Source organism: Pseudoalteromonas distincta, from assembly GCF_000814675.1.
Classification (GTDB): Bacteria; Pseudomonadota; Gammaproteobacteria; order Enterobacterales; family Alteromonadaceae; genus Pseudoalteromonas; species Pseudoalteromonas distincta.
This window is the reverse complement of the sequence record NZ_JWIG01000022.1, coordinates 60,675-76,543: the sequence shown is the minus strand read 5'-3', so window position 1 is coordinate 76,543 and position 15,869 is coordinate 60,675. Positions and strand designations below refer to the sequence as shown.

Below are 15,869 nucleotides of genomic sequence, written 5' to 3'. Positions count from 1 at the left end.
CGCCAACTAATTTGTTGGCGTATTAAAAGTGCGGGTTATAGGTTATTAAAAGTATAGTGATTTAGCTGCGTGCCCTCTGCGGGTTTTAATGCGGGGTTTAACTTAATTAATTGCTCGTAAACCTCAGGATAAAACGTTTTTAATCGTGCTGCGCGAGAAAGGTGATTCGGTTCAATTTTTTCAACAAGCTGTAGGGCTAAAGGAATCATTGGGCTTAACTCCCCTTTGGTGTAGCTTTGCTCAAGCGCTAGGTCGAGTATATCTACGCCTAATTTTTCTGAATCAGCGGGTATTTTATTATCAATGAGAAATTGTACTACCTCGACAGAAGACGATGCAGCTTGTACATAAACGTCGCGCCCATACGTATCGGTAATCGAAAAATCAAAACCAGCTTGTTTAAGCTTTTGCCATTGACTAAGAGGAAAACGACTTAATCTTGCTAAATCACTCGGTGGCTTAGGTTCAACTCGGCTTTGCCAGATCGCTATAAAGTCATGAGGCTCTAATAGTAGGAATGAAAAAAGTGTATCGGTTTCTGTTTGAGTTAATGGTTTACTAAGGCTGTACTCATAAGCTTTTTGGTAATCTTTTTTAGACAAATATTGGCTGAACGCGCTATGACTTCTATCGTTTGAAAGCTGATTACTTAGTATACTCCACCAGTAATTAACTAATACGGGGTCTTGTTCTTGTAAAACATATTCGAAGTTATTACCGTGCTCTTTTTTTACCTCTAGCACCGTATTATATGCTCGCATAGTAGAGTGTAATTGCTCAGTAGCGCTTAACTGCTGCTGTAATAGTTCACAGTTTTGTCTTTTATTATCTAGATCTTTCTTTTGTTGCTTCAAATCTACTAAAAAACGTGCAACATCAGAATTATCGGGCTCACTCACTTGGGGCAATGTGGCGTTGTCTATTTTACCAATAGGGTTAAAGTAAGCATATTGCTCAGGGTTTTCCTGGCCATTAATATAGGCGCCTTGCTGGTAAATAAAATCACTTACAAAAAAAACGCCTTTGCTATTTAGGTAGTCACTAGCATTGCCGATATGAGCTTTATAGCCTTGCTCTGTAAGGTAGTTTAACATTTGAGTATGCTTTGCATCTAAAGGGGCTAGCGTTAAGTTACCACTTTTAGGCAGGCTTACTATTGCAACGTCTAAACCCGTAAATAAGCCTGGCTGATTGGTTGGTGTTACGCCTAGTTGCTGCAGTGCTTTTACAAGCGGTAAATTAAACTGGCTTACGGCAATATCAGCCATGTTATACAAAACAGAATTTTCTTCGTACAGCGGCATAGCATCCAGTGCCGGTACCTGCTTCATAAGCGCAAAAATATACTCATTAGGAATGTTATTTTTAATCGCAGTAGCTACTTCATTTACCGTAAATTGATTAGATGAAATTGCCTGCTCAAACTCTTTTGGCGTAAATTTATTTGCATTAAGCACAAACAATGTAGCCGGGGAAATAACCTCACTGCCTTCAAGTTTAATAAACGTTTTAGAGTAAGTGGTAAATGTATCTGTGTTGTTTAATAAAGCATAAAGGGTTTCTTTTTGTACATTTTCATCAAGGGGTACACTCAGAGTAAGTCCTGGAGGGCTATGCTTATTATCTCCAAGCTGTTGAATCATTTCTTTTATTTTATCATTGGTGAAGCCTTTAATTGCCTCAATGCCTTGCCAATTAGCTAATTCGTTTAAAGAGCTAGTAATATTAAGCTGCTGTTTTTGCTCAGTAACTATGGCATCTCTCAAAAAGGCAATGTATTGACGCTTATTGATTTCTGATAGGTTTGCATACTTTAAAATCGTAGGGACCGACGTCCCTTTTTTAAGCTCACTCACAAAAAATGAAACAAGCGATTGGTTTAAATTATTTATTTTTATATGTTGTTGCTGTGATTGATCTCTGCAAAGGCGAATATCTTTTTTTAGATCTGTGACTATTCGTAGCGGGGTGCCTTCTGCAGGCTGCTTTTTATTAACTAAGTTAGGCTCAGTGGCATTTGGTGCAGCCACGTTGGGCTGCTCTACAGCGGCTGTGTTAGGCTGGTTTTTAAATAGATATACTGCCAAAGCCGCTATAATTATAAGTCCGAGAAGTAGCTTTTTCATAACCGCCAATCCTTTGATGTTATTAAAATATTCTCACATCGTACTACTTTAGGTACGCAAAGTGCAAAAAAGCTTTAAGAGATAATACTTATTAACTCTTAAAGCTTTTTTGTGGTTTTGTGAGCGTACTTAATTTATTAGTGCAACTTCATTTTAGGGCGCACTACACGCAGCACTTTTTCGCTTATCCATAATGCAAAGGTTTTTGCGCTACCGTGTATGGCGCGTTGGTGCATACGGTATAAAGATATATACATAAAGCGGGCAATTTTACCTTCAATAAAAAAGGTATTGCTGGTTAGGTTGCCCATTAAATTACCCACAGTGCTGTAGCTTGATAAGTTAACCAACGAGCCATGGTCGCTGTATTTAAAGCCGCGTAGTGGTTGCTGCTTTAGCGTTGCGATTAGATTTTTTTCGACGCACTGCGCCATTTGATGCGCCGATTGTGCACGAGGTGGTACTTGCTTGCCATCGGCTTGGGTAAATGCGCAGCAATCGCCTAATACAAAAATGCTTTCGTCTACGGTGCTTTGTAAAAACTCGTTTACTTGAATTTGGTTGCTGCGCGTCAGCTCAAAAATACCTAAGTCTTTAATAAAATCAGGTGCTTTTACGCCCGCTGCCCACACCATAATATCGGCATCAATGTGTTCTTCGTCTTTGGTGATAAAGCCTTGTGCGGTGCCTTCTTTTACTTGTGTTTGCTCGCGCACGTTTACGCCAAGTTTTAATAGCTCACGTTTAGCACTTACGGCAATACGCTCAGGTAATGCTGGTAAAATACGTGGTCCGGCTTCTATTAAATGAATATGCAAACGCTTAGACGACATATTTGTTAAGCCATAAAGCTTTAATAGCTCAGACACATGGTAAAGCTCAGCTGAGAGTTCAACACCCGTAGCACCGCCGCCTACAATGGCAATATTAAGTGATTGCTGTTGGTTGTCGTCTTGGTGAAGGCGTGTAAAGCTGTCGAGTAATGAATGCTGAAAGCGCTCTGCTTGTTGGTTTGAGTCTAAAAAGTAGCAGTGATCTTTTATACCTGGGGTATTAAAGTCGTTACTTACGCTGCCAATGGCAATTACTAGGTGGTCGTAGCGCACGGTGCGCTCGGGTAAAATTGTGTGGCCTAGCTCGTCTAAAAGTGGTGCAAGGGTAACTGTTTTATTGCTTTGATCTATATTGCAAAAAGTACCAAGTTGAAAGTTATAGTGGTGTTTTGCAGCATGGGCTGAATACACAACGCCATCTAAATCGGGGTCAATAGAGCCTGTCGCTACTTCGTGCAGTAACGGCTTCCATATGTGGGTACGGTTTTTGTCTATTAGCAGAATTTCAGCTTGTTTTTTCTTTCCTAATTTATGACCTAATTGCGTTGCGAGTTCTAATCCGCCAGCACCACCGCCAATAACGACGATTTTAGGTGTAGTAATATTCATAACGTTGCCCTCAAAAATAATATACCCAAGTGATCTGTATTTTTATTAGTTTTTTAAGATGACTTGGGTATCAATAAATTATTTTGGCAACAAGCAGTTACTACTCATTTTATAGTGCTCTATTTTGCGCTTAAATAAAGGTGATGTCAGCAAAAAATGCTGAATAAAGGCATATAAGTTATACTCACTTTCTTATAGTTTAGCTGTGCAGTTAAATTGCTGTTAAAAACACCGAAAAGGACATTTATGACCACGCCACTAATTCAATCACTTGAGCAGCACTTTGGTTTTAGCCAATTTAGAACAGGGCAACAACAAACTATAGAGCAGCTTTTAAATGGTCAATCGTCGTTGGCTATATTTCCGACCGGCTCGGGTAAATCGTTGTGCTATCAATTAACTGCATTGCATTTACCAAATTTAACCTTGGTGGTTTCGCCTTTGCTTGCATTGATGAAAGATCAAATTAGCTTTTTAAATAGCAAAGGTATTTACGCGGCAAGCCTTGATTCTAGCCAAGATCAAATGCAAAGCAGCACCGTAATGAATGATGTGCGAAATGGTAAAATTAAAGTATTAATGGTGTCGGTTGAGCGCTTTAAAAACGAGCGTTTTAGAGAGTTTATAAGCCAGGTGGCGCTTTCGATGTTAGTGGTAGACGAAGCGCACTGTATATCTGAATGGGGCCATAACTTTAGACCCGACTACCTTAAACTGCCACGTTACCGCGAAGAGCTTAATATTCCTTTAGTATTGCTGCTTACGGCAACGGCGACTAAAAAAGTTAAACGCGATATGGCAGAGCGATTTGCTATATCGCCTGAGTGTATTGTGCAAACGGGCTTTTATCGTGCCAATTTAGATTTAAGTGTGTTGAGCGTTAAAACCGCCGATAAAAACACCGAGCTTACCAACATTGTGCGCGCGCAAAGTGGCCCTGGTATTGTGTATGTAACGCTACAGCAAAGCGCTGAGCAAGTTGCTAATGTGCTAAGTGCACAAGGTGTGCACGCGGTGGCGTATCATGCGGGGCTTGAAGATACGCTACGCTGGCAAATTCAAGATGACTTTATGGCGGGTAAAATTAACGTAGTGGTGGCAACCATAGCCTTTGGTATGGGCGTTGATAAATCGGATATTCGTTTTGTTATACATTACGATTTACCAAAATCGATTGAAAACTACAGCCAAGAAATTGGCCGAGCAGGGCGCGATGGCAATCCATCAAACTGCTACACCCTTGCCAATTTAGATGGGCTAAATACGGTTGAAAACTTTGTATATGGCGACACCCCTGAGCTTAGCGGTATTGAATACGTAATTAACGATATTCGCCAAAGCCACCAGCAATGGGAAATGCAAGAATACAGCTTATCAAGCGAAAGTAATATTCGCCAACTGGCACTTAAAACCTTACTCGTACAGCTTGAAATGCAAGGCGCTATAACGCCGCAATATGCCTACTACGCTGATTTTAAGTACAAATTTTTGGTTGATAAAAACGAGCTACTTGGTCATTTTGATGAGCAACGCCAAGCATTTTTAACACAAATATTTAGCCATACCGATTTTAAAAAAATATGGGGCACGCTAAATTTTGACTCCCTTACGCAAGCCGCGCAGGTTGATCGAAAACGCGTAGTGGCAGCCCTTGATTACCTAGCCGAAAAAAACCTAATAACGCTCGAAACCAAACGTATTACCCAAGTATACAAAGTGCATAGCGAGGTTATAAATAACCCAGAACTTGCCCAGCAACTACATGACTACTTCAGTGATAAAGAACAAGCCGAAATTAAACGTATTGCTGCACTTGTACGCTTTTTTGAGCTACAAAGTTGTTTAAGCTATAACTTAGCGCGCTATTTTGACGATCAAAATGCACCACAGCAATGTGGGCATTGTAGTGTGTGTAGAGGCCATGCGGTTAAGCTTGAATACTCTATAGAGCCTGCATATATTGACGAGCAACTTATTTATCAAAAGGTAGATGAGTTTTTAGCGCATATGGCAGACAAAGGTAATCACAATGTGGGTATTGAAACCCAATGCCGCTTTTTAGCAGGGATGAGTGTGCCGTTATTTGCACGTAATAAAGTACGCCAGCTGAGTGGTTTTGCACTGTGTGAGCAAATGCGTTACAGCGATATTAAAGCAAAACTACTAGCGCGTTAAATTAGTTACTGTATCCTAGTGGCTTATTCAAAAAAGTAAGCCACTATGCCTCATATTGTTATTCCTGTTGAAAATATTTCTACTACCCCAGAGCCCGTTACGTGTGCTAACTGCCAAGCCTGTTGTTGCCAATTAGAAGTGCGCATAGTAACCGACACCGGCGTGCCTTTTAACTATATAGAATATGATAAATGGGGCAGCGAAGTAATGAAACGCGCTGACGACGGCTGGTGCCAAGCACTCGACCGTAATACGCTTATGTGCTCTATTTACGAAAACCGCCCATTAGTATGTCGCGAGTTTGAAATGGCCTCGGGTGAGTGTATTACCGAGCGTGATTTAGCGGGTATATAGTCCGCTATTATTAATGTACATAAACAACAAAGGGGCTTAAAAGCCCCTTTGTTTATTGCTTACTATAAAAATTAAACTTTAAAGTAGCTAATATACTTTTTAAGTGTGTTTGAAAGGTCAGCTAATGCAACGGCTTCTTGTGCGTTACTGTTAAGCGACATGCTGGTTTCTTTGGACATACTGGCAATTTCTTCTACGCCAGTACTAATTTGCGCCACGGTGGCTACTTGGTTTGATGTTGATTCAACAATTTCAAGCACGTTACTTAATGAGTCGTTAGCTTGTTGCTGTATTTGATGCAGTAACTCGTTTGCTTCGTGAGTAAGCGTTAGGCCATTTTCTACTTGTGGTACTGTGGTTTCCATAGCTGTTACCGACGCTTGCGTGTTTTCTTGTACTTGCAAAATCATCTTTTCGATATCGCCTGTTGCGTCGCCAGTGCGCTGGGCAAGTTGTCTTACCTCGTCAGCAACAACAGCAAACCCTCGGCCTGTTTCGCCTGCTCTTGCAGCTTCTATTGCCGCATTTAGTGCAAGCAAGTTTGTTTGATCAGAAATACTGCGGATCACACTTAAAATATCGCCAATGTGTTTTACATGTTCTTGCAGCACGTTTACTTGGGTAACTGTGGCTTTTACGGTTACTGAGATTTGCTCAATTTCGGCCGCTACTTTTTGCACTGCAATACTACCTTGCTGCGATAATTGTGCGGTTATTTTTGAGTTATCTTCTGTTTGTTTAACAGAGCCTGCAACAGCATTAATACTGCGGCTCATTTCTTCTAGGCTGCTTACTGCCGAGTTTGTATAAGTTACTTGTGCGTCAGCGGCACTAAGTGCTTGCTGCGAGCCAGACGCTACGCTTGCAGAGTGCGTAGAAAGCTCTTCAGATGAGTTAATAATGCTATCTACAATGGTTTTTAGTTTAGATTGCATAACCCCTACAGAAGCCATCATGCTATTTGGGCAGCACGACTGCACATCACCTCTTAAGTCTCCTTGGGCAATAAGGGCAATTACTTCGGCGGCTTCTTGTGGTTCGCCACCTACTGACTTTCTGATCAGTTGGCTAATAACATACGCAACGCTTGCACCTATTAAAATTGCAAGCGCGGTGAGCGAAATCATCCAAATTTCAAATGAACTGGCAATATCGAGAGTATCAATAGTGGTGGTTTGATTTGCTTGCTCTTGCAGGTTTATAAATTGGTTTATAACATTTAGCCACTGAGTAAACGCAGGGCGCGCATCGGTTAATAAAATGCGTTTAGCTTCGTTTAGGTTTCCTGCATTTTTAGCGTTTATTACACCTTGAATGAAAGGCTGAGTGCGCTGCTCTATTTGATTTATTTTATTAATTAAAGCGCGCTCTTCACTATTCATATCACCCATTAGCTTAGCCATAGCGCGGCTTGACGTTTGGTAAAATGCGTTTAGCTCTTGTATGTTATTTAACACGGTACTTAAACTGCTTTGCTCGGTAATTAGCACTACGTCGCGCACGGCTATTGCTCTGTCGTGTACGCTGCCTCTGAAGTTAATTGCGTAACGTTGCTTTACCGAATTTACGTCGGTCATGTGGGTAATATTATTATTAATAAGGCTAACGCGCGAAATTCCAATAATGGTTAAAATAATCATCATTGATAAAATTACGCCAAAGCCGGTCGTTAAACGCATGTTTATGGTCATGGTTGATCCCAAGTGTGAGTCAATACGCGCAAGAGCAGCTTGTATTATTAGTGAAAATACTTAAACAATAGCAGCATTATGCCTTATTAATTAAAGTTTTATTAGCAATAAGGTAGGTGATTGTTAATTTAGTTTACAAGCGTAACTTTGGCGGGGCATATTTTACAGGCATTAAAAAAGGGGCTAAATGCCCCTAGTGTTATATAAAATATTATATAAAGGTTTAGTCGTACTTTGCTTCTAGCTCATTAGCTGTATGAAACTTCTCATGGCTTTGCAATTGCTCGTCGTATTTAACAAGGTTTTTAAAGTGCGCTAATTGACCTGAGTTTTTAACTATTTCAACAATAAACGACATCATAAAGTCAGCGCCCGTTAGGGTATCGCCCACTAAATAACGTTTACCTTCTAGGCGGTCGTTAAAGTAGCTAATTACTTTGGCTGTTTCAGCGTCGGCATAGCCTTCTAAAAACTGTGTTTTAGCGCCGTCTTTTAGTACAAACATTTTAAGTAAAAGCGGTAAAATTGCTGAGCTTTCTGCAAAGTGCAGCCATTGCTGGTAGTCAACATATTCAGCGGTATCTACTTTTGGAGCAAATTTACCGTTGCCGTATTTAGTAATAAGGTAGTCGGTAATAGCGCCTGATTCAGCAATAATTAAACCGCCATCTTCAATTACCGGTGACTTGCCAAGTTGATGAATATGCTTTAGTTCGTCAGGTGCTAGGAAGGTGTCTTTATTACGCTGATAAGCCACAATTTCGTAGTCAACATCTAGCTCTTCTAAAAGCCAAATTATACGTTTAGAACGGGATTTATTTAAATGGTGTAGTTTAATCATGTCAGTCCTTTTGTGGCTTGTAAGGGCTTTGCCTTACAAGCCGTATAAAATTAAAGTGGGTTATTAATTTTAACCACAGTTTTACCAAAGTTTTTACCGCATATCATATCGTTGAACGCGCCTACTGTATTTTCGATGCCTTCTACCATGTGCTCACGGTATTGAATTTTTCCGTCTTCTAGCCATTTTTGCATGTCTTGTGCAAACTCGTCGTAACGGTCGCCGTAATCATCAAAAATGATAAAGCCTTGCATTTTAATACGCTTAGTAAGCAATTGACCCATTAGCATACCTAAACGGTCTGGGCCTTCTGGCAAGCTAGTTGCGTTATATTGCGATACTAAACCACACAATGGTACGCGCGCTGCGGTATTTAGTAATGGTAATACGGCGTCGAATACTTTACCGCCCACATTTTCGTAGTAAACATCAATGCCTTTATCACAGGCTTTTTCTAACTGCTCTGCAAAGTCATCAGCTTTGTGATCAATACAGGCATCAAACCCTAGTTTTTCAACGGCATGTGCACATTTTTCGCTACCACCAGCAACACCCACTACTTTACAGCCTTTAATTTTAGCTATTTGACCAACCGTTGCGCCCACTGGGCCTGTTGCTGCTGCAACAACTACGGTTTCGCCTTCTTTAGGCTGGCCAATATCAAGTAAACCCATGTAAGCAGTAAAGCCAGGCATACCCATAATACCTAATGCGTATGAAGGGTTTGCAGGCTCTTTACCTAACTGCATTAAGCCTTCGCCGTCGGTAATGGCGTAGTCTTGCCAACCTGTGTAGGCAAGTACCCATTCGCCTTCGTTAAACTTATCGTTTTTAGACTCTTCTACTTGGCACACTGTTGCGCCAACCATTACATCGCCAATATTAACTGGGTCAGCGTACGACTTAGCATCGCTCATACGACCACGCATGTACGGGTCTAGCGATAGGTAAATAGTACGTAGTAAAACTTCGCCGTCTTTTAATGCAGGAAGCTCTACCGTTTTTAATTTAAAGTTTTCATCTGTTGGAGCGCCATTAGGGCGTGATTCAAGAGTAAGTTGGCGACTAGTCGTAGACATAAAAGATCTCCTATTAATATAAATAAACTACTTACCGAATGTTTACGCTTTAAAAATCGTGTTCAGCTAAACAATAATGCGCGGCTAAGCAGTATGAATATGTACAATGCGTACCTTAATAAAGGAGTTTTGGGCGGGTGGTTGATAATTCAACCTTTGCGCAAATTTAATTAGAGTAATTAGTCTGCTTTGAGCTTACTAAATATATGATTGTTGTAAAATACCCCGTTTTTATAAATGGCCTGTTTAAGCACAGCCTCTTGCTCAAAGCCGCTCTTAGTAAGTGCTTTCATAGAGCCGGTATTACCAGCAAACACGGCACCAAAAATTCTGTTTAAGTGTGAGCTTGCAAACGCTTCATTGCATATAAGTTCAATAGCGCGAGTAATAATACCTTGCCCCCAATAGACTGTATTAAGCCAATAACCAATTTCGCCACTGTGGCTGTATTCAAATTCGCCGGGAGTTATACCAATACAGCCCGCAAATTGCCCATTTACAACAATGGCCTTAATAATGCCGTTTTTTGAGCCTTGGCTTATCCACCACTCAGCATCGGCTTGCGTATACGGAAACGGAATTTTTGACGATAAATAACGCGTTACCTGTTCATCATTTAAGGTGTTAATAATAAAAGGCGCGTCTTGGGCTTTAAACTCTCTGAGGGTGATCATATTTTTTCATAAATTTTTAGTATGCACACTAACTTAACAATCATTTAAGAGTTAAACAATCAGAACCTAAATTAAACTCTTTACGGCTATTACTTTGTTTTAAAGTCCTCTAATATAAGCAAAATATTACACCTATTTTAGATGCCATTATGCACCCTCACATTAAAGCGCTTTATAACAGCGCCCTAAAACCAAGCCGTTTAATTATTGGTTTAATGAGCGGCACCTCGTTGGACGGGCTTGATGTTGCACTGTGTAAAGTAACGGGCGCAGGCTTAAATACTCACATTGAGGTTTTAAATTTTACCACCGTTGACTACAACGACGATTATAAAACTAAAATAAAGCAGGTATTTGCCAAACGAGAGTGCGATTTAGAGCTTGTAACTTTACTGCACCCGTGGGTAGGTAAACTCCATGGCAATATGGTTAATCAGTGCTTAGCTAAGTGGAATATAAACCCAGCAAGTATTGATGTAATAGCAAGCCATGGGCAATCCATTTACCACTGCCCGCAGTCGCAGCATAACCACAAAAGCTTTACTAATGGCACCTTACAAATTGGCGATAGCGACCAAATAGCCGTTACTACGGGTATTACAACCATTGGTGATTTTAGGCAAAAACACATAGCCGCAGGAGGCGAGGGCGCACCACTTGCTGTGTATGGCGATTATTTGTATTTTTCGAGCGCTGTGGAGAGTCGGGTTTTGCTAAATATGGGCGGCATAGCTAACTTAACGTTTTTACCCAAAAATGGTGATGCAAACGGCGTGTTTAGCTCCGACATTGGCCCCGGTAATACCATTATGGATGCCTACGTGCAGCAACATTTTAAAGATATGCATTATGACGATGGCGCAAAAATAGCAAAAGCAGGCAAGGTAAATACACCATTATTAAATGCATTATGTAATAACGCATTTTTTAAACTCCCAATGCCTAAAACTACAGGGCCAGAGGTATTTAACTTAGCGTATTTAAACGCCGCACAGCAGCTTACAAATACACAGCACTTAAGCCATGAAGATGTAATGGCCACCTTAAATACCTTTACAGCAACCGCTATAGCAAATGCATTAAACGAGTGTGCAGAGCGCGAACAAAATTGTGTGGTGTATGCAAGTGGTGGCGGTATTCATAACCCATTACTAATGGCGCAACTTACAGCGCTTTGCCCACGTATTAAGGCTTTTAAAAATACCGACGATTTAGGTATAAACCCCGATGCCAAAGAGGCCGTACTATTTGCCATTTTAGCAAACGAATGCCTAGCCGGAGAGCAGCAACACCTAAGTAATACCGCACAAGGTATTGCGGGAGTTACTATGGGTAAAGTAAGTTTTGCAGACTAATAACTTATAAGTCGCGTAATTTAAGTGCAGCCAGCATTAAAACAGCGATAAAAACGTAGAACCCATACTCGCAAAGTAGCTACGAACGCCCTGTGACTTGGTATGTTCAGTTTTTATTTGTTCAGGAATATAGCCTTGCTCAAATGCTTTAATGTACACATCGAGTTGCTGGCTTTCTTTTAAGGTCGTGTTTTTTCCGTGCAGCATCATTTGCACTACAAAACACTGGCTTTGTGTAATGTTACTTAAAGTAAGATTTACAGTACCAGATTCAAGGTCTGCATTGCTCAGCGTTTTTTCAGTAAAATACTGCGCCCCACGTGCACTGGGCTGCGTTGCACTTAGTGAAATAACATCGCTCTCATTTGCGCCATCAGGCAACACACACTGCAGCGTAATGTTATGCGCAGCATTGGCTTTTAGCGATAGCTTTTCATATTCCATAGCGTGGCTCATCGCCGCAGACATGGAATCATCAAATGATTGCAGTGCAAATGTTAGTTGCACTAAGGGTGTACTCATCTTACTTAATCTTCTTGAGTCTATTCATTTATCGGATAGAGATTATCGCGGATCAAAGTTACAGATTTATGACTAATTGCATTATTTAGTACAATTATTGAGTAGTTTGATCAAAGAGGATCTTTTATTCTTTCTCATTCGGTTTTGGAATGGTTTGTCACACATCTGGAATAAGAAGCCATATATGGCAGGAGTTGCAGAGATGGTGATACTGTTCCCCATTTGGGTTCTTTTCATAGGGGACAGAATTTTGTTGTTAGGCTTAAACTAATTAAAACATCAAAAATACTTTCCCCTTTTTTACATGTTTAAATAAGTTACATTGTGCATAATGTTTATACTTGGCAATAGCTTGCACTATTTGCTATTAATATAAGTTCCTTAATTAAGAATATTTTCGCGCTAAAATAGCGAAAGTGTCCTCTGATAAAGTTGTTAGCATTACAAGGAAGTTTATGTCTATTTGCCCTAATTGTACTAAAAACATCAAACCTTTCAGTTTGTCTTTTTCCGTATTTCCATTTTATTTTAAGTGTGCTGACTGTAATGTAAGATTGAAGTTGGTCAGTTCAAAATTATTTTGGGCTACATTTTTGCTTTATTCAATGATAATAATTGCATCAATAAATTATATCCCTTTACTCCGCGAGTATAATTTAGGAGTTATTATTGCCGTTTCAGGATGGTTTTTTGTTTATTATAAGATCTCACTTTATATACTCAGAAATGAAAATATTGATTTTTATCAGTAGCATAATGCTAACAGGACGTTCAAACGGACACATACAGCTGGCTGTGCTCGTTCCTCACAAATTATAGCCAGCGTTATTTAGCCACTTCTTAAAGTGGTGTTATAGCTCAAGGTAGGGTATGCGTAAACTCCTAATTTTTTTATTATTTTCTGTACCAAGTTATGCAACTAGTGTTTTCTATGAATTTATTGAATTGAAAAGTAGTGATTTCAAAAACTAAATATTTTTGCTTCGAACGGGAGTCGTTCAACGGAAATCCATGAATTTTTTGTGCATGCACCAAATTCATTGAACGGAAACAAGCTGCAATCGGTTTCTTTAGAGTTATGGCAGGATCAACAAATGCTTTTTGCATCTTCGTCTGAGTTTTCTATTTACAACGAGGGAAGTCGCTCTGCTTTTCCTGTATCTTTAAAGGTAGATACAGGGATAAGAGTTAAAGCAACGTTATGCTATGCCCATAAATGTTTAGACATAAATTCTATTAGTACTTTACCAATTAAAGATGCCGAGTAAATTGAGTTATGACAAGCGCCTAAACTCTGACAATGTTATGTTGTCATGGTTTGGCAAATAGCGAAAAAACCATGCCAAGACATTGCTTGTCATGCGGGCGTTATCAATGTCCGCTGCTGGCACATTAGCGAAGTTTGTAAGAGTACACCGATCAAATTAATTATATCTCTAAATGTTTTAATGTACTTGAGTGTTTAGCAAAGTACAGGCAGTCCAGTTAGATAAAAATAGTTGTTGAAAATATAAAAGGAATTAAAAATGAAAAACGTAAATCCATGGCTTATATCTGCTCTTATTTTAGCTTTATTAACTAGTGTTTTTAGGATCTGGTTTGGTAACACTATGATCGGCTTTTTTATTGCACTAATACTTTCTTTAGCATGTATACCTTTAATAAAAGCAGTGCAGGGGAAAGGCAATATAAAAGGTGACTAAATCGATTTTCTTATTTCATAGTTAAACTTTCTAAAAGCCGAACTAAGGCATTTAAGTTATTAGCATGATCTTCTTAATACCACGCTTTTGTGGGATGATTATCAGTCTGATAGGTTACCTTCGTAGAGTTTGTATTGTTTATAAAAGCTCTATATGAATAGCCCCTGTGCTAAACGCAAAAAAGCAGATACCTAATTAGCATCTGCTTTTTAATTTTTAACGAAGAATATTTAGTTAAGCTTGAAATAAAGGGGTCACCCATTAGAAAATTCCGGTCAAGCAGGCAGCTGTGTTTTCTTGATCTTTTTATTCAAAAACCAAGTGTTCTTATTATTTAAACTCAATTTAAATATGACTATGCACCTAGTAATGACGTCGATTGGTGTGAATATGCACCAGTCACCCATATGAATTTAGGCAGTTTAATTAAGCATTATTGATGATTAATTAAGGCCCTTGGCTTTCGCCTCAGTCATCGTTTAGTACCAATGTCAGTCCAGTTTCTGGCTGTGTTTACACACTGCGCTGTAACAAGTCTGTGGTTTATGCTTACACATAACCAACCCTTTGTGGCTCAAACATTGGGCATATCCAGTATTTAAAATATGAGCGGTTAACGTGCGGGCTCAATCAAATCTAATGGTTTTACCAACCCCATTACGAGCTCAACACGTTAACCTAATTTGTTTTATAGACGCTAAGCAAACGCCTTGTGTTCATCGAATGGTACATTGTCTTTAAGCACGTGATAACACGCTCTTGCGAGCTTATGTGCAACCGTTTTAATCGCAACTACCTTGTTTGTTTTAGCCAGTTTTCGTTGATAATATTTTTTAACTGTTGGGTTATAACGAATTGCAAAATTAGCGGCCTCAGTAAAAGCCCACGCTAAATAACGATTACCATTCTTCTGATTCGTAGCGCCTTTTTTCTTTCCATTACTGTACCTTGCCCCTTTAACACAGCGACAATACGATGAGAAATTTCCTGGGCTATCAAAACGTTTAATCGTGCCGGTTTCTAACATAATAGTCAGTGCTAAAGTATTTCCAATTCCATCAATACTGGATAGGTTTATAAATTCAGGGGAGAGTGATGTTTGTTTTAAAATAGCGCCCTCTATCACATTAATTTGCTGTTGAGCACAACGTATTAATGAGAGGTTAGAAATGACTGACAGTGCTGTATTCATTGAGCTAAAGTCTGCGTGTACTTGCTCAGTATCAACGCCTTTTCTGATAGCAGCCATTTGCTTTATTTTGTTGCTACTGAGCTTATAACCAAGATGACGCATGTAACAACTTTGCACCGATAATAAGTTTTTAGTGGACTGTTGAACAATGTCCATTCGTTTGCGCATTAAATCGTGAACAGCCCTGAGTTCACGGGGGTAAATATAGCCTTCAGGCAGAATATTTAGACGTAGCATTTCAGCTAGCCAACGTGCATCACTATGGTCGTCAGCATACTTCAACCCAGAATATTGCTGGATTGCAGCAGGGTTCGCTAAGTGTAGTTTAAATTCTGCATCCATTAATGCATCAACTAACCAATACCAATTAAATGTTGATTCAACAACAAGTCCTGCTAACTTGTCTTTATACGGGGCTAAAAAAGATAAAATGACAGAGATGTTATTATTTAAACGCTTGCAGCTAAGCGTTTCACCTTGTTCATTAATGATAGCAATAACACAATTATTTGAATGCAAGTCAATTCCACCATATAGTTTCATACTAAGTTCCTCGAGGTACAGTTTATGTTTTGGTCAACACAACTGTATCGAAAAACTCGAGGAGCTTTCTATATGATTATCAAATCTTGACTTCATACATCATGGTTTGCCAGTGCCTGCTGAAGTCGCACTAGCTAAGTTTGCCAGAGTACGCCTATCAAATTAACTATAT

Annotated in this window: 13 protein-coding genes; 5 read left to right on the top strand and 8 right to left on the bottom strand. The window is 39.6% G+C overall.

What is annotated here, in order from left to right; genetic code table 11:
* Window positions 1–35: 35 nt before the first annotated feature.
* Both QT16_RS13975 and QT16_RS13970 read right to left on the bottom strand, forming a co-directional pair.
* On the bottom strand, window positions 36–2,126 hold the full coding sequence (locus tag QT16_RS13975) for a hypothetical protein (protein ID WP_039488780.1): 2,091 nt from the start codon (window positions 2,124–2,126) through the stop codon (window positions 36–38).
* Window positions 2,127–2,263: 137 nt separating this feature from the next.
* On the bottom strand, window positions 2,264–3,568 hold the full coding sequence (locus QT16_RS13970; RefSeq protein WP_002962796.1) for an NAD(P)/FAD-dependent oxidoreductase: 1,305 nt from the start codon (window positions 3,566–3,568) through the stop codon (window positions 2,264–2,266).
* Between the two features lie 246 nt (window positions 3,569–3,814).
* Between QT16_RS13970 and QT16_RS13965 the strand changes: the two genes are divergently transcribed.
* Together QT16_RS13965 and QT16_RS13960 are read left to right on the top strand one after the other, a co-directional pair.
* Window positions 3,815–5,743, top strand: coding sequence for a RecQ family ATP-dependent DNA helicase (locus tag QT16_RS13965; RefSeq protein ID WP_039488779.1), 1,929 nt, complete (start codon window positions 3,815–3,817; stop codon window positions 5,741–5,743).
* Between the two features lie 45 nt (window positions 5,744–5,788).
* A complete protein-coding gene (locus QT16_RS13960; protein ID WP_010554993.1) occupies window positions 5,789–6,097 on the top strand; it encodes a YkgJ family cysteine cluster protein in 309 nt (102 codons plus the stop codon).
* A gap of 71 nt (window positions 6,098–6,168) precedes the next feature.
* On the opposite strand, the gene QT16_RS13955 is transcribed toward QT16_RS13960, so the two are convergent.
* The 4 genes from QT16_RS13955 to QT16_RS13940 form a co-directional block, all read right to left on the bottom strand.
* The gene (locus tag QT16_RS13955; protein WP_039488778.1) at window positions 6,169–7,788 is read right to left on the bottom strand and encodes a methyl-accepting chemotaxis protein; all 1,620 of its coding nucleotides are present in this window, start codon (window positions 7,786–7,788) and stop codon (window positions 6,169–6,171) included.
* A gap of 223 nt (window positions 7,789–8,011) precedes the next feature.
* Entirely contained in the window at window positions 8,012–8,629 is a 618-nt protein-coding gene (locus QT16_RS13950; RefSeq protein WP_024597791.1) for a glutathione S-transferase family protein, read from the bottom strand.
* Window positions 8,630–8,679: 50 nt separating this feature from the next.
* A complete protein-coding gene (gene curA / locus QT16_RS13945) occupies window positions 8,680–9,708 on the bottom strand; it encodes an NADPH-dependent curcumin/dihydrocurcumin reductase (RefSeq protein ID WP_039488777.1) in 1,029 nt (342 codons plus the stop codon).
* Window positions 9,709–9,887: 179 nt separating this feature from the next.
* Window positions 9,888–10,382, bottom strand: coding sequence for a GNAT family N-acetyltransferase (locus QT16_RS13940; RefSeq protein ID WP_039488776.1), 495 nt, complete (start codon window positions 10,380–10,382; stop codon window positions 9,888–9,890).
* A 149-nt stretch (window positions 10,383–10,531) separates the two neighbouring features.
* On the opposite strand from QT16_RS13940, the gene QT16_RS13935 reads away from it, so the two are divergent.
* Window positions 10,532–11,737 (top strand): anhydro-N-acetylmuramic acid kinase, encoded by a 1,206-nt coding sequence (locus QT16_RS13935; protein WP_039488775.1) that lies wholly within the window; start codon window positions 10,532–10,534, stop codon window positions 11,735–11,737.
* Window positions 11,738–11,773: 36 nt separating this feature from the next.
* Here the strand turns inward: QT16_RS13935 and QT16_RS13930 are convergent, their stop codons facing one another.
* Window positions 11,774–12,259 (bottom strand): hypothetical protein, encoded by a 486-nt coding sequence (locus QT16_RS13930; RefSeq protein WP_010554987.1) that lies wholly within the window; start codon window positions 12,257–12,259, stop codon window positions 11,774–11,776.
* Between the two features lie 1,094 nt (window positions 12,260–13,353).
* Here QT16_RS13930 and QT16_RS20845 point away from each other — a divergent pair.
* Together QT16_RS20845 and QT16_RS20840 are read left to right on the top strand one after the other, a co-directional pair.
* Window positions 13,354–13,527 carry a hypothetical protein gene (locus tag QT16_RS20845; protein ID WP_161792778.1) on the top strand — a complete coding sequence of 58 codons (174 nt, stop codon included), beginning with the start codon at window positions 13,354–13,356 and terminating at the stop codon, window positions 13,525–13,527.
* Between the two features lie 258 nt (window positions 13,528–13,785).
* Window positions 13,786–13,962: a hypothetical protein gene (locus tag QT16_RS20840; RefSeq protein ID WP_161792777.1), complete on the top strand. Its 177-nt coding sequence runs from the start codon at window positions 13,786–13,788 to the stop codon at window positions 13,960–13,962.
* 697 nt (window positions 13,963–14,659) lie between these two features.
* Here the strand turns inward: QT16_RS20840 and QT16_RS13920 are convergent.
* Window positions 14,660–15,697 carry an IS110 family RNA-guided transposase gene (locus QT16_RS13920; protein WP_039488773.1) on the bottom strand — a complete coding sequence of 346 codons (1,038 nt, stop codon included), beginning with the start codon at window positions 15,695–15,697 and terminating at the stop codon, window positions 14,660–14,662.
* Window positions 15,698–15,869 lie beyond the last annotated feature (172 nt).

Coding starts and splice junctions, on each gene's coding strand:
- QT16_RS13975 (WP_039488780.1), bottom strand. CDS start 2,126: ATGAAAAAGCTACTTCTCGGACTTATAATTATAGCGGCTTTGGCAGTA.
- QT16_RS13955 (WP_039488778.1), bottom strand. CDS start 7,788: ATGACCATAAACATGCGTTTAACGACCGGCTTTGGCGTAATTTTATCA.
- QT16_RS20845 (WP_161792778.1), top strand. CDS start 13,354: ATGCTTTTTGCATCTTCGTCTGAGTTTTCTATTTACAACGAGGGAAGT.
- QT16_RS13920 (WP_039488773.1), bottom strand. CDS start 15,697: ATGAAACTATATGGTGGAATTGACTTGCATTCAAATAATTGTGTTATT.
- QT16_RS13930 (WP_010554987.1), bottom strand. CDS start 12,259: ATGAGTACACCCTTAGTGCAACTAACATTTGCACTGCAATCATTTGAT.
- curA (WP_039488777.1), bottom strand. CDS start 9,708: ATGTCTACGACTAGTCGCCAACTTACTCTTGAATCACGCCCTAATGGC.
- QT16_RS13970 (WP_002962796.1), bottom strand. CDS start 3,568: ATGAATATTACTACACCTAAAATCGTCGTTATTGGCGGTGGTGCTGGC.
- QT16_RS20840 (WP_161792777.1), top strand. CDS start 13,786: ATGAAAAACGTAAATCCATGGCTTATATCTGCTCTTATTTTAGCTTTA.
- QT16_RS13965 (WP_039488779.1), top strand. CDS start 3,815: ATGACCACGCCACTAATTCAATCACTTGAGCAGCACTTTGGTTTTAGC.
- QT16_RS13960 (WP_010554993.1), top strand. CDS start 5,789: ATGCCTCATATTGTTATTCCTGTTGAAAATATTTCTACTACCCCAGAG.
- QT16_RS13950 (WP_024597791.1), bottom strand. CDS start 8,629: ATGATTAAACTACACCATTTAAATAAATCCCGTTCTAAACGTATAATT.
- QT16_RS13940 (WP_039488776.1), bottom strand. CDS start 10,382: ATGATCACCCTCAGAGAGTTTAAAGCCCAAGACGCGCCTTTTATTATT.
- QT16_RS13935 (WP_039488775.1), top strand. CDS start 10,532: ATGCACCCTCACATTAAAGCGCTTTATAACAGCGCCCTAAAACCAAGC.